The sequence below is a fragment of the Bacillus sp. FSL R5-0523 genome (assembly GCF_037975295.1).
Classification (GTDB): Bacteria; Bacillota; Bacilli; order Bacillales; family Bacillaceae; genus Bacillus; species Bacillus subtilis.
The window spans coordinates 802695-816441 of the sequence record NZ_CP150251.1; the positions used below are offsets into that span (position 1 = coordinate 802695).

Annotated in this window: 12 protein-coding genes and 2 pseudogenes; 10 read left to right on the forward strand and 4 right to left on the reverse strand. The window is 45.0% G+C overall.

The annotated features are described in order from the left end of the window. Positions 1-8: 8 nt before the first annotated feature. From yfmT to NYE53_RS04080, 6 genes are all read left to right on the forward strand, one after another. Positions 9-1466 (forward strand): benzaldehyde dehydrogenase, encoded by a 1458-nt coding sequence (yfmT, locus tag NYE53_RS04055; protein ID WP_268556162.1) that lies wholly within the window; start codon positions 9-11, stop codon positions 1464-1466. Between the two features lie 13 nt (positions 1467-1479). Then, a complete protein-coding gene (locus NYE53_RS04060) occupies positions 1480-2340 on the forward strand; it encodes a methyl-accepting chemotaxis protein (RefSeq protein ID WP_003233767.1) in 861 nt (286 codons plus the stop codon). A 133-nt stretch (positions 2341-2473) separates the two neighbouring features. Then, positions 2474-4363 (forward strand): ABC-F family ATP-binding cassette domain-containing protein, encoded by a 1890-nt coding sequence (locus NYE53_RS04065; protein WP_339247415.1) that lies wholly within the window; start codon positions 2474-2476, stop codon positions 4361-4363. A 122-nt stretch (positions 4364-4485) separates the two neighbouring features. Further along, on the forward strand, positions 4486-4932 hold the full coding sequence (locus NYE53_RS04070) for a YfmQ family protein (RefSeq protein WP_106074008.1): 447 nt from the start codon (positions 4486-4488) through the stop codon (positions 4930-4932). Positions 4933-5056: 124 nt separating this feature from the next. Further along, positions 5057-5479, forward strand: a complete 423-nt coding sequence (locus NYE53_RS04075; RefSeq protein WP_014479143.1) for a MerR family transcriptional regulator — start codon at positions 5057-5059, stop codon at positions 5477-5479. 65 nt (positions 5480-5544) lie between these two features. Next, positions 5545-6735, forward strand: a complete 1191-nt coding sequence (locus NYE53_RS04080; protein ID WP_076458612.1) for an MFS transporter — start codon at positions 5545-5547, stop codon at positions 6733-6735. Positions 6736-6770: 35 nt separating this feature from the next. Here the strand turns inward: NYE53_RS04080 and NYE53_RS04085 are convergent. Further along, positions 6771-6944 (reverse strand): annotated as a pseudogene (locus NYE53_RS04085) (GNAT family N-acetyltransferase); the annotation flags it as partial. On the opposite strand from NYE53_RS04085, the gene NYE53_RS04090 reads away from it, so the two are divergent. Next, entirely contained in the window at positions 6914-7099 is a 186-nt protein-coding gene (locus tag NYE53_RS04090; RefSeq protein ID WP_339248592.1) for a hypothetical protein, read from the forward strand. The pseudogene NYE53_RS04085 and the gene NYE53_RS04090 sit on opposite strands and share 31 nt — an antisense overlap. Next, positions 7069-7210 (forward strand): annotated as a pseudogene (locus NYE53_RS04095) (hypothetical protein); the annotation flags it as partial. The gene NYE53_RS04090 and the pseudogene NYE53_RS04095, both read left to right, overlap by 31 nt. A gap of 119 nt (positions 7211-7329) precedes the next feature. Here NYE53_RS04095 and NYE53_RS04100 read toward each other — a convergent pair. Further along, the gene (locus NYE53_RS04100) at positions 7330-8886 is read right to left on the reverse strand and encodes an ABC-F family ATP-binding cassette domain-containing protein (RefSeq protein ID WP_339247418.1); all 1557 of its coding nucleotides are present in this window, start codon (positions 8884-8886) and stop codon (positions 7330-7332) included. 172 nt (positions 8887-9058) lie between these two features. Between NYE53_RS04100 and NYE53_RS04105 the strand changes: the two genes are divergently transcribed. Beyond that, positions 9059-10189: a DEAD/DEAH box helicase gene (locus NYE53_RS04105; RefSeq protein WP_339247420.1), complete on the forward strand. Its 1131-nt coding sequence runs from the start codon at positions 9059-9061 to the stop codon at positions 10187-10189. A gap of 68 nt (positions 10190-10257) precedes the next feature. Beyond that, positions 10258-10704, forward strand: a complete 447-nt coding sequence (locus NYE53_RS04110; RefSeq protein WP_335450418.1) for an N-acetyltransferase family protein — start codon at positions 10258-10260, stop codon at positions 10702-10704. A gap of 52 nt (positions 10705-10756) precedes the next feature. Here NYE53_RS04110 and NYE53_RS04115 read toward each other — a convergent pair whose 3' ends face one another. Continuing rightward, a complete protein-coding gene (locus NYE53_RS04115; RefSeq protein WP_339247421.1) occupies positions 10757-11776 on the reverse strand; it encodes an NADP-dependent oxidoreductase in 1020 nt (339 codons plus the stop codon). 480 nt (positions 11777-12256) lie between these two features. Then, on the reverse strand, positions 12257-13477 hold the full coding sequence (locus tag NYE53_RS04120; protein ID WP_339247422.1) for an MFS transporter: 1221 nt from the start codon (positions 13475-13477) through the stop codon (positions 12257-12259). Between the last annotated feature and the right edge of the window lie 270 nt (positions 13478-13747).

A 13747-nucleotide genomic window follows, 5' to 3' on the forward strand; every position in this document is an offset into this window, starting at 1 on the left:
TGCTGACCATGTTTCAATATGAAGAGTTGAATAAACAGTTTATCGGCGGGAAATGGCAGGAGGGCAGCAGCCCAAATGTATTGGAAAACAAAAATCCTTATACTCAAAAAACATTCACAACATTCCGTAAAGCGACTGCTAACGATGTAGATGAAGCGTACAGGGCAGCGGCGCTGGCGAAGAAAAAATGGGATGCGGTCAACCCGTTTGAGAAAAGGACCATTTTAGAAAAAGCCGTCACGTATATCGAAGAGAACGAAGAAGCCATCATTTATTTGATTATGGAAGAGCTTGGCGGAACAAGGCTCAAAGCAGCTTTTGAAATCGGTCTTGTCAAAAACATCATAAAAGAAGCGGCAACGTTCCCAATCCGCATGGAAGGCAAAATTCTTCCGTCAACAATAGACGGAAAGGAAAACAGATTATATCGCGTGCCTGCAGGTGTAGTCGGTGTCATCAGTCCGTTTAACTTCCCATTCTTTTTATCTATGAAATCAGTGGCGCCCGCACTCGGAGCCGGCAATGGCGTCGTATTAAAGCCGCATGAGGAAACGCCGATTTGCGGCGGTACGCTGATTGCGAAAATTTTTGAGAACGCGGGAATTCCAGCGGGGCTGCTGAATGTTGTTGTCACAGACATTGCTGAAATCGGCGACAGCTTCGTTGAGCATCCAGTGCCGCGGATCATCTCATTTACCGGTTCTACGAAAGTCGGCAGCTACATCGGACAGCTTGCGATGAAGCATTTTAAAAAGCCGCTTCTTGAGCTTGGCGGAAACAGCGCCTTCATCGTACTTGAGGATGCAGATATAGAATATGCGGTCAATGCGGCGGTGTTCAGCCGATTTACACATCAAGGACAGATTTGCATGTCAGCCAACCGCGTGCTTGTTCATTCTTCTATTTATGACAAGTTCCTTGAGCTGTACCAGGCAAAAGTGGAATCGCTGAAAGTCGGCGACCCAATGGATCCTGATACGATTATCGGGCCATTAATCAACAGCAGACAGACGGACGGGCTGATGAAGACTGTTGAGCAAGCAATTGAAGAAGGCGCTGTACCAGTGAAGCTTGGCGGATTTAACGGGACGATCGTGGAACCGACGATCTTAAAAGACGTCAAACCGTTCATGAGCATTGCCAAGGAAGAGCTGTTCGGACCAGTCGTCTCCTTTATGAAGTTTGATTCAGAAGACGAAGCGGTGGATATCGCAAACGAAACCCCGTTTGGCTTGAGCGGTGCCGTACATACGTCAAATCTTGAGCGCGGCGTGGCTTTTGCGAAACGCATTGAAACAGGCATGATTCACGTCAATGACACGACCATCAATGATGAACCGAATGTAGCCTTCGGCGGTGAAAAGCAATCAGGCCTCGGCCGTTTAAACGGTGAGTGGAGCCTCGAAGAATTTACAACGCTGAAATGGATCTCGGTCCAGCACGAAAAACGCAGCTTCCCTTATTAATGAAAAGGAGTGAATGGAATTGACCATAAATACGGAAAAAGAAACCGCAGATATTCTGGACGCATTTATCAAAGTAGCCCCTTATTTAAACAGCCTGGTTCAGGATGATATTACAATCGGCATTTATGATACGGAAAAACTGCTCGTGAATATACCGGCCAAAACCTTTTCGCTAAACGTAAAAGCCGGCGATCCGCTGCAGGAAGGGGATATCATCACAGATGCCATCCGCAGCAATCAGAAGAAGACGAGCATGGTTCCGAAAGAATTGTTCGGCTTTCCATTGATCGCGCGTGCCATCCCGCTGCACGACGAGAATGGAAGAGTCATTGGAGGCGTCGGCCTCGGAACGAGCCTTGAGGAGTCGTCAAAGCTGCATGATGTGGCGGAAAGCTTATCAGCTGTCGTTGAACAAACAGCCGCGGCTATTTCCGACATTTCTGAATCAATTAACGGGTTTTCAACTCAAATGTCGGGCATTTCTTCTCAGGCGAAAAAAGTAAGCGAAAGCGCCGGTGAAATCGCCGATATTTCAGTAACTGTTAAAGGCATCTCGGACCAAAGCAATCTGCTCGGCTTGAACGCCGCGATCGAAGCGGCAAGAGCAGGGGAGTCCGGAAAAGGCTTCTCTGTCGTCGCAGATGAGATCAGAAAGCTAGCAACGCATTCAAAAGAAAATGTCGGCCAAATTGACCAGATTACGAAAAAAATCCACAGCCTGCTGAAAGGGCTGGAGGAATCCATTGAGTCGATTAATCAGCATACAGACGGACAAGCCGCTGCCGTTGAACAAATTTCCGCCACAATGCAGGAGATTTCAGGAAGCGCACAGCATCTTGCAAAAATGGCTGAAAAAGCGCTTGAGGAAGAGTAAAAGACCGGGGACAAATGTCCCCGGTCTTTTTCTATCCTGCATTTCCATGAAATTCGTCTGACGTTTTACTAGTTTTATTCCAGCGGCTGATTTAAAATGTACACATGAACTTACGTGAGGATTGATAGGAACCATGAGCATATTAAAAGCGGAAAATCTTTATAAAACATACGGAGATAAAACATTATTTGACCATATTTCCTTTCATATTGAAGAGAATGAGAGAATCGGATTAATCGGGCCAAACGGAACAGGAAAATCAACGCTGCTGAAAGTGATTGCCGGCTTGGAATCTATCGAAGAAGGAGAAATCACGAAATCCGGAAGCGTGCATGTCGAATTTCTTCATCAAGACCCGGAGCTGCCTGCGGGGCAAACAGTGCTGGAGCATATCTATTCCGGTGAATCGGCTGTGATGAAAACCTTGCGTGAATATGAAAAAGCGCTGTATGAACTGGGGAAAAATCCCGAAAATGAACAGCGCCAGAAACACCTGCTGGCAGCGCAGGCGAAAATGGACGCGAACAACGCATGGGATGCAAACACTTTGGCAAAAACCGTATTGTCTAAGCTGGGCGTCAACGACGTAACAAAACCGGTCAATGAGCTCTCAGGCGGCCAGAAAAAACGGGTGGCCATTGCCAAAAACTTAATTCAGCCCGCTGATCTGCTCATTTTGGACGAGCCGACAAACCATTTGGATAATGAAACGATTGAGTGGCTTGAAGGGTATTTAAGCCAATATCCCGGCGCCGTCATGCTGGTAACGCACGATAGATATTTCTTAAACCGTGTCACCAACCGCATTTATGAGCTTGAAAGAGGCAGCCTCTACACGTACAAAGGCAACTATGAAGTGTTTTTAGAAAAACGCGCGGAACGGGAAGCACAGGCTGAGCAAAAGGAAACGAAGCGGCAAAACCTGCTGCGCCGCGAACTGGCCTGGCTCAGACGAGGAGCGAAAGCCCGCTCCACAAAACAAAAGGCGAGAATTGACCGGGTAGAGGCGCTTAACCAGCAGAAAGGCCCTCAGTCATCAGGTTCACTCGATTTTGCCATTGGCTCGCATCGTCTCGGAAAACAGGTTATTGAAGCGGAGAACGTCATGATCGCTTATGACGGCCGCATGCTCGTCGACCGTTTTAATGAGCTTGTCATACCAGGTGAACGGATCGGGATCATCGGGCCGAACGGCATCGGGAAAACAACGCTGTTAAATGCCCTTGCCGGCCGTCATACGCCGGACGGAGGTGATATTACGATCGGACAGACGGTCAGAATCGGCTACTATACTCAGGATCATAGTGAAATGAACGGTGAGTTAAAGGTCATTGACTATATAAAAGAAACGGCGGAGGTCGTAAAAACGGCAGATGGCGATATCATTACAGCTGAACAAATGCTGGAGCGTTTCCTCTTCCCACGTTCTATGCAGCAGACGTATATCCGCAAGCTGTCCGGCGGGGAAAAACGCCGTTTATACTTGCTTCAGGTTCTCATGCAGGAGCCGAATGTCCTGTTTCTCGATGAGCCGACGAACGACTTGGATACTGAAACATTAAGCGTTCTTGAGGATTATATTGACCAGTTCCCTGGCGTCGTCATCACCGTATCCCATGACCGCTATTTCCTTGACCGCGTCGTCGACCGTTTGATTGTATTTGAAGGAAATGGCGTCATTTCCCGCTTTCAAGGCTCCTACAGCGACTATATGGAGGAGTCAAAAGCGAAAAAAGCGGCCCCAAAACCGGCAGCTGATGAAAAACCGGCTGAAGCCGAGCCGAAGAAAAAACGGAAAAAGCTTTCTTACAAAGACCAGCTGGAATGGGATGGCATCGAAGATAAAATTGCCCAGCTGGAAGAAAAGCATGAGCAGCTCGAAGCTGACATCGCCGCAGCAGGCAGTGATTTTGGCAAAATCCAAGAGCTGATGGCCGAGCAGGCGAAAACGGCGGAAGAGCTTGAGGCTGCGATGGACCGCTGGACAGAATTGTCCCTCATGATCGAAGAACTGGAAAGCTAAAAAGCGTGGCCGCAGCAGGCCGCGCTTTTTTTCACATAATGGACAAAAACGAACCGGCCTGCTTATGTTAGGATAAAATTGTGTGTCAGCGGCACATGGAAAACTAACGGAGATGATGAAGTATGACATGGGCGATCGTGATGTTAATTCTCATGAGTCTGGTGAAAATCGTATTAACCTGTCTTCCTACAGGCGTCATAGAATGGCTGCTCGGCAAATTTGAAGTGCACGCCAAGCTGAGTGGCGAAAATGCGAGTCTCTCTCTAGATGGAAAACGCCTCGAGGGTGCAGAGAAGCAGAAAGTGATTGATCAATTTAACGAAGCTGTCTTCCTGGAAAAATATTATATCTATCCAGGTGATGAAGAGCGTTATTTACATCCGGAAAACGGCGGCACGCCGCTGGTGATAGATACAAAAAAAGGAAAAAAAGACGTGAAGCTGTTCGTGTACCGCTACGACGACCATATCGACGTCGTGAAACAGTACAAGAAGAAAGTGATCGCGTATCGAGTGCTTTCTGAAAGCCTTCAAAAAGAGTCTCTGTCAGTGGCGGGAAGTTTAGCTTAAACAGGAAAGTGAAAGACGGGTGCTGTATGCTACTCGTCTTTTTTATTGTTTTTTAAAACTTAACGTTTACGTTAAGGTTCAAAAGGTGTATAATGGTAACAGAAACGGCGAAGGGGGATTTACCTTGGAATGGATGAAGATTGATCAAGTGGCCAAAAGAAGCGGACTGACAAAGCGGACCATCCGGTTTTATGAAGAAATCGGCTTGATTCCGGCGCCGAAACGGACAGACGGCGGCGTAAGGCTTTATTCAGAGGATGATATGGAGGAGCTTGAGAAAGTCATCAGCACAAAAGAGGTGCTCGGTTTTTCCCTTCAGGAGCTTCAGCATTTCATGGAAACCAGCCGCCAGCTAGAGTTAAACAAAGAGGGGTATTTGTTGTCACTGGATCCTAAGGAACGGAAAGAAAAACTGGAGGAAATTCAGGAAACCCTGAATCACCAGCTGAGTTTGATTGATGAGAAAATCCGCACATTCCAAAGCTTTAAAGAACGCCTGCAAGGCATGAAAGGCAAAGCGGAACGCGCCATTCAATCAATCGAATGAAAAGTTTGTTAAACGCTATTTTTGTAGCGTTTCTTTTAATGGAATAAAGATGGAGGTTAGGTCAAATGGATAAGACAACACAAGTGAATCAGAAAACGGGTTTGCTCAGCCAGCCAAAAGCGGTATGGGCTGTCGCGTTTGCCTGTGTGATTTCCTTTATGGGAATCGGGCTGGTCGATCCAATTCTTCCGGCCATTGCCGCACAACTACATGCTTCACCTAGTGAAGTATCACTCTTGTTTACAAGTTATTTGCTTGTAACCGGATTTATGATGTTTTTCTCAGGAGCCATTTCCAGCCGCATCGGCGCGAAATGGACATTAATTCTCGGACTTATTTTTATTATTGTGTTTGCGGGGCTTGGCGGCAGCTCAAGCTCAATCGCTCAGTTAGTCGGCTATCGCGGCGGCTGGGGATTAGGGAATGCTTTGTTTATTTCAACAGCGCTTGCGGTCATCGTTGGTGTATCAGTCGGAGGAAGCGCCCAAGCGATTATTTTGTATGAGGCTGCGCTCGGTCTCGGGATTTCTGTCGGGCCGCTTGCAGGCGGAGAGCTTGGAAGCATTTCATGGCGCGCACCGTTTTTCGGAGTATCTGTCCTGATGTTTATTGCGTTAATCGCGATTTCTTTCATGCTTCCGAAATTGCCGAAACCGGCGAAACGCGTCGGTGTGTTTGATGCGATGAAGGCCCTCAAATATAAAGGCCTTTTAACAATGGCGGTATCGGCATTCTTATACAACTTTGGATTTTTTATTTTGCTTGCTTATTCTCCGTTCGTTCTGGATTTAGATGAACACGGTCTTGGATATGTCTTCTTCGGCTGGGGCCTTCTGCTGGCGATTACGTCAGTCTTTACGGCGCCGCTCGTGCACAAAGCGCTGGGCACAGTGCGTTCGCTCGTCGTTCTCTTTATCGCCTTTGCGGCCATTCTCGTTATTATGGGGATCTGGACAGACCATCAGACTTTGATTATTACATGTATCGTTGTCGCCGGTGCTGTCCTCGGTATGGTGAATACGATTATGACAACCGCTGTGATGGGTTCTGCGCCGGTTGAACGTTCAATCGCGTCTTCAGCCTACAGCTCAGTCCGCTTCATCGGCGGCGCGCTCGCTCCGTGGATTGCAGGAATGCTGTCAGAACACTTTACTGCAAGCACACCATATATAGTAGGCGGAATCGTCGTTTTTGTCGGCATGCTTGTCCTTCTCATGGGACGTAAACATCTTGCTGGAATTAAGGCGGGGCATTAATAACGAAAGACACTGCACAGATGCAGTGTCTTTTTTTAATCGTGGAATCTCCCCATTACTACCGTATTGTAGTGATTTCCGTCAGAAAGCAATTTCTCCTTTTTTAAGATTTCTTCTGCTTCCAATCCGTAAGTCTTATATAGTGAAATGGCTCTTTCGTTTGTTTCCAGGACATTCAGTGAGATTTTTTAAATTCCGTTGGCATCCGCTTCGGTCAGGCATTGATGCGGCTGGGATTTATCTTGCAGAAGCTGAGAATGTGTCCGTTCATTTACGATTGCCATTTCAAGTGATGGTTCATGCTGTAGAGGGGACGTTTGCCATAGATAAGGCAAAACCGACGAATATGATCAGAAATGTTTAGAAACGCTCTATCAATACATACACAGCGTCATGAAAAACAGCTTTTCGCCCGAGTGGTTTACCGCTTGGGCAGATGAGGAGGATTTTGAGCTGTCTGCCAAAAGAGAGCTGACACTTGATGAATTCACATCTCCATTGCAGCTCATTTTAAAAGACAGAGAGCTTTTGAGAATGGTTCAGAAAAAATGTCAGTAAAAAACCCGCCCTTTAGCAGGCGGGTTTTTTTATAAATTAAAGCACTTTCGTCGTCCAAGACTCGCAGTTCCATGTTTCTGTCACGATATCCATATAAAAGTCTGGCTCGTGGGAAATGAGCAGAATGGAGCCTTTGTATTCTTTGAGGGCGCGTTTGAGCTCTTCCTTGGCATCGACATCCAAGTGGTTTGTCGGCTCATCGAGCACCAGCAGGTTTGTTTCTGAGTTGATTAGCTTGCACAATCTGACTTTCGCTTTTTCGCCTCCGCTTAATACGGAGACGCGGCTTTCGATATGCTTTGTCGTCAGTCCGCATTTTGCCAGAGCGGCACGGATTTCATACTGCGTATAAGAAGGGAATTCGCTCCATACTTCTTCGATGCACGTATTGTTGTTTGTTTCCTTGACCTCCTGCTCGAAATAGCCGGTATAGATGTGCTCACCGCGTTCAACAGAGCCTTCGAGCGGCTGGATTTCACCAAGCAAACTTTTCAGCAATGTCGTTTTTCCGATCCCATTCGCGCCGTAAAGGGCAATTTTTTGGCCGCGCTCCATGCGGAGGTTGAGCGGACGGGACAGCGGGGAATCGTAACCGATCACGAGATCCTTCGTTTCAAAAATCAGCTTGCCTGACGTTCTCGCCGGCTTGAAGTGGAATTCCGGCTTTGGCTTTTCTGCCGCAAGCTCGATCATATCCATCTTATCGAGTTTCTTTTGGCGGGACATCGCCATGTTTCTCGTGCTGACGCGCGCTTTGTTGCGGGCGACGAAATCTTTCAGCTCTGCGACTTCCTGCTGCTGCTTTTTATAGGCCGCTTCAAGCTGCTGTTTCTTCACCTCGTAGACTTCCATAAACTGATGGTAGTCGCCGACATAGCGTGTCAGCTCTTGATTTTCAACGTGATAAATCAGGTTGATGACACTATTCAAGAACGGAATATCGTGGGAAATCAGGATGAACGCGTTCTCGTATTCCTGCAGGTAGCGTTTCAGCCATTCAATATGCTGTTCATCAAGATAGTTGGTCGGCTCATCGAGAAGCAGAATTTCCGGCTTTTCAAGGAGCAGCTTAGCGAGAAGGACCTTTGTGCGCTGTCCGCCGCTCAAATCGGTGACATCTCGCTCTAAACCGATATCGCTCAAACCGAGACCGCGGGCGATTTCTTCCACCTTGGAATCAATGACATAAAAATCATTGTTTGTCAGCGCGTCTTGAATGACGCCGACTTCTTCAAGCAGCTTCTCGAGCTCGTCGGGATCAGCCTCGCCCATTTTGTTGTAAATCTCGTTCATTTCCTCTTCCATCGCAAATAGATAATGGAACGCGTCTTTCAGGACGTCGCGAATGGATTTTCCTTTTTCCAGCACGGTATGCTGATCCAGATAGCCGACACGGACGTTTTTTGACCACTCGACTTTTCCCTCATCAGGTTCAAGCTTTCCGGTAATAATATTCATGAAGGTTGATTTTCCTTCACCGTTTGCGCCGATCAAGCCGACGTGCTCGCCTTTTAACAGGCGGAAGGAAACGTTATTAAAAATGGCCCGGTCCCCGAAGCCGTGGCTTAAATCCTTTACAGATAAAATACTCATGTTTACACCTCTATCGTTATCAAACACGCACAATCGGCGTGTAATATTCACCCTTTTGATTATAAAGGAGGATTCGGAATGTTGAAAGGTATAGGAAAGAAAAAGAAAAATTGCGTTCCGGGCGAGGTTTTGAGATACTATGGAATAGATTTCAGGAATTGAGGAGAACAAAATGACGCAAACTTGGCCATTTTTACATAATGCACAATCATTTATACAAGAGAATTGGAATGCTTCCGGCTTTCAAACGCCAACCCCTGTTCAAGAGCAGGCAGCCCAGCTGATCATGGACGGAAAGGATGTCATCGCGGAATCGCCGACAGGCACAGGCAAGACGCTGGCGTATGCGCTGCCGGTCTTGGAGCGGATCAAACCAGAGCAAAAGCATCCGCAGGCGGTGATTTTAGCGCCTTCCCGTGAGCTGGTCATGCAGATTTTTCAGGTGATTCAGGATTGGAAAGCGGGCTCAGAGCTGCGTGCGGTTTCCTTAATCGGCGGGGCGAATGTGAAGAAGCAGGTCGAAAAGCTGAAGAAACATCCGCATATCATAGTCGGCACGCCAGGCAGGGTATTTGAACTGATTAAAGCAAAGAAACTCAAAATGCATGAAGTGAAAACGATTGTACTTGATGAAGCGGATCAGCTTATCCTGCCGGAGCATCGCGAGACGATCAAACAAATTATTAAAACGACATTAAGAGACCGCCAGCTTCTATGTTTCTCTGCCACGCTTAAAAAGGAAACAGAGGATGTGCTCCGCGAATTGGCGCAAGAGCCTGAGGTGTTGAAGGTACAGCGAAGCAAGGCGGAGGCAGGGAAAGTGAAGCATCAATACCTGATTTGCGACCAGCGCGACAAAGTGAAGCTGCTGCAAAAGCTGTCAAGGCTTGAAGGCATGCAGGCACTCGTATTTGTGAGAGACATTGGCAACCTGAGTGTATATGCGGAAAAACTGGCATATCACCACGTTGAACTCGGCGTTTTGCACAGTGAAGCGAAAAAAATGGAGCGGGCAAAAATCATTGCCGCATTCGAAGACGGAGAGTTTCCTCTTTTATTGGCGACTGACATTGCCGCACGCGGTTTAGACATTGAAAACCTGCCATACGTGATTCATGCTGATATTCCAGATGAAGATGGCTATGTCCACAGATCAGGACGAACAGGCCGGGCCGGAAAAGAAGGCAACGTGCTGAGCCTTGTGACAAAATTGGAGGAATCTAAGCTGAAAAAAATGGCGAAGAAGCTTGGTGTTGAGCTGAGTGAAGCTGTGTATGCAGGCGGAAAACTGAAGACGAAATAAAAAGAAGGGCGAAAAGCCCTTTTTTTGTTGTAAAATAATAGAAAAAGTTTCGCGCAGGGGGTGGGAAGGTGGTTTCAATAGACAGGTTTCAAGCAGTGAAGGAGTCAGAGCTGAAAATTCTTGAACGCTGGTTTGAGAATGAGGATACCAGACGGAGAATGGATGGGATGCTGCCATTAGATGAGTGGTATGCACGAGTAAATAAAGATAAACACTATACTGTCATCATGGCATATGATGGACAGCTGCCGGCAGGGATGGCCGTGATTGAGTTCGGGGAGGAGCGGACGTATATTGGATTGATCGTCAATCCTGTGTGCCGGCTTCAAGGGTACGGAAAACGGATATTGCAAAAACTGCTGACCGAGCCTGATTTTACTAGCGTGCGGGAATGGGTGGCATGCATTGAAGAAGACAATCGAATCAGTTTGGCTTGCTTTCAAGCAGCAGGATTCACTTTGGAAGATACGGAACCAGATGAAGATGGTTTTCTTACGCTGATTCTTCGCAGCTGATCTCATCTAAACACAAAAGGAGGGCAAAAAGCCCTCCCGTTTTCATCTTCATTCAGCTCGGATCACTGACCTTGATCAGCTGTTTCCCTTTATTTTCTCCCTTAAATAAGCCGAGAAACGCGTCAGGAATGTTTTCGAAGCCTTCTGTGATGGTTTCCTCGTAATGGAGTTTACCAGCCTTCAGCCATTCGGCCAGCTGTTTTGCTCCCTCAGAAAAACGATCGGAGTAGTCGCTTACGATAAAGCCTTGCATCAGCGACTTCGTTTTAATGAGTTTTGATTGGACACGAGGGCCCATGTCATCTGCTTCGCTTTCTGCGTTATAGGAAGAAATGGCGCCGCACACCGGAATGCGGGCAAATTCATTGAGCAGATTCATCACCGCGTCTGAAATCGGTCCGCCGACATTGTCAAAATACACATCGACACCGTCAGGACAAGCGTTTTGAAGCGCTTTTTGGATATCATCCGCTGTTTTGTAATTGATGGCTTCGTCAAACTGCAGCTCCTGTTTTAAATAGTCGATTTTTTCATCAGAACCCGCGATACCGACAACTCGCGCGCCTTTGATTTTGGCAATTTGCCCGACTGTTGAACCGACGGCTCCAGCAGCTCCGGAGACAACCACGGTTTCGCCTTCCTTCGGGCGTCCGATGTCCAGCAATCCGAAGTATGCTGTTAAGCCGGTCATTCCCAAAATGCCGAGATAGGCCGAAGCGGGAGCAAGGCTTGTATCAATTTTTCGCAAGGCAGACTCGCTCACAGCGGAAAATTCCTGCCAGCTGAGATTTCCGATGACGATATCGCCTTTTTTCAGATGATTCCCGTCAGACACAACTTCACCGATAACCCCGCCAGAGAGTGCTTCATCCAAGGCGAACGGTTCAACATATGACTTCGTATCCTGCATACGTCCCCGCATATAAGGGTCAACCGATACATAAAGCGTTTTGACAAGCACTTCCCCTTGCTTGGGTTCAGGAACCGGAATGGTTTCAAAGCGAAAGTCTTCATGAACAGGAATACCTTGCGGACGTCTTGCTAATTGAATTTGCTGCTGAGATGCTGTCATTTTCATCCTCCTATCACTTGGTTGACACCACTGTAACATGGACAGGAGAGGAAATACAAAAGGTAAGCTGGTATACAAAAAAGGTTATAGATGAGCTTATGCTTTCTACAAGCTCTTTTGTTTTAAAAGTTCTCTTTAGTCATTTATCATTATTAGAAAACAGAACAGAAAAAGAGCTCCTGTACACCTAGCTAAGATTGGCTAGTGTGTATGTCGATTCTTTTTCATATTCTTGCAAGCATCTGCGAGGGGGAGCTTAGTCGTTCACATTTTGATTTCGCATCAATCTGCAATAGCAAAGTCTATGCGATTTTTATACATCAGTAAAGATTTATTCATTTTTTCCTTTTATGACGAGTTTTTCCGAAACAGATAATTGATGGCACTCAACCATTTTCTTTTGGTCAATTAAGTAATGTTTACTTATTAATTAAACACGCGAAAAAGCAAACGAAAACATAATTAAATTTTATATATTTATTAAAAGCTTATATGTTTATTTACCTTTTTTTTGAATTGTAATTGAGAAAATCCATATATTGCGGACACTAATAAAAGAATACCTGCTGAAACATAAACTAAACGAACTCCAAGGAAATCTGAAATAGCCCCTATAGCCAGAATTGAAAACATAAAAATGAACTGGACTAAAGAAGACCTTGCAGACATTATATTAATTCGAGTTTGCTCGGTTGTTATGTTCTGAATAAGTGTTTCTTGTGTAAGATCTCTTAATATATAAGCCGGCCCCATAAAGAGAACCAAAATTAGAGCTAAGTAGGAATTACTTATAAAACCATATATTAAAGTTAAACTTCCATATGAGACAGCACCAATTAACATAAAATTAATTAACTTATTTTGAAATCTCTCCGACAGCTTATATATTATAAATCCCCCTATCATCGAACCTAAATAATATGCTCCATTAATAAATCCCCACCATGATTCTCCTTTATACAAGACTTCGTTAACGAAAGCTAAAGAGACAGATCCTATCCAAATCATTCCTGCCCATGACTCAATTAAATCCATAATAATAATTGTTCTAAGTTTCTTTTGGCTAAATAAATACCGCCAACCACTTACTATACTCTTATTGGGAGAATTTTTTTCACGTATGACAGAATTAGCGTGGCCATGTGGTAGACAAAATAAAAGAGAAAGAAGAGATGTAAACAACAAAAAGATAGTAAGTATAATGGTATATCCCTCACCTAAAAATGCAATTATGAGACCACCTAAAGACCAGCCTACAAATTGAAAAGTTTGGTCCACTGTAGATAATAATCCATTTGCTTTTACTCTTTTATCAGGAGAGATTATTTCCCCTATAATTGCACTTTTTAAAGGTGAGAACCATCCATTAAAAAAGGAAATACAGCTAATAATAATAAAGACTAAAATGAGAGTTTGATTAGAGTAAGTTCTTAATAAAGCATAGAACAAACATATTAATAACAGCATTTGTATCAATTGAGAAATAATTATTGTAAGAGGCAGTTTTAATCGAATTGTTATTAACGGTAATATAGCACTTCCAAAAATACGAAAAATAATACTTATTAATGTCACCATAGAGGCGATGGTTGTCGAATTGGTCATTTTAAACAAAAACGAAATCACTACCATAGTATATAGAGAAAAACCTAAATTTGTAGTGGTCTGGCTAAATAAAATAGAATAATAACCTTTACTCATATGTATCCTCCCTTGGAATAATTTTTCTCGGTAAAGAGCTTAAACATATTTAAACACCTTAAAACAACAAAAGTAAAGGAAAAATTCCCTTGTAAACTATTTACTTTTATTCTATTTATTGTTATTGTTTATTTAAGTTCTCTGACTATTCTATCAATATTTAGGGAACCACATATCTTATTAAAGGGGGGAAAACCATGAGAAAATTAAGAAAAAACTGGAGAAAATCGATTGTTAGCCCGGTTCTTTATACTAATGAAAAATGGTAAA

Coding starts and splice junctions, on each gene's coding strand:
- NYE53_RS04065 (WP_339247415.1), top strand. CDS start 2,474: ATGAGCATATTAAAAGCGGAAAATCTTTATAAAACATACGGAGATAAA.
- NYE53_RS04115 (WP_339247421.1), bottom strand. CDS start 11,776: ATGACAGCATCTCAGCAGCAAATTCAATTAGCAAGACGTCCGCAAGGT.
- NYE53_RS04100 (WP_339247418.1), bottom strand. CDS start 8,886: ATGAGTATTTTATCTGTAAAGGATTTAAGCCACGGCTTCGGGGACCGG.
- NYE53_RS04070 (WP_106074008.1), top strand. CDS start 4,486: ATGACATGGGCGATCGTGATGTTAATTCTCATGAGTCTGGTGAAAATC.
- NYE53_RS04120 (WP_339247422.1), bottom strand. CDS start 13,477: ATGAGTAAAGGTTATTATTCTATTTTATTTAGCCAGACCACTACAAAT.
- NYE53_RS04105 (WP_339247420.1), top strand. CDS start 9,059: ATGACGCAAACTTGGCCATTTTTACATAATGCACAATCATTTATACAA.
- NYE53_RS04060 (WP_003233767.1), top strand. CDS start 1,480: ATGGAATTGACCATAAATACGGAAAAAGAAACCGCAGATATTCTGGAC.
- yfmT (WP_268556162.1), top strand. CDS start 9: ATGTTTCAATATGAAGAGTTGAATAAACAGTTTATCGGCGGGAAATGG.
- NYE53_RS04080 (WP_076458612.1), top strand. CDS start 5,545: ATGGATAAGACAACACAAGTGAATCAGAAAACGGGTTTGCTCAGCCAG.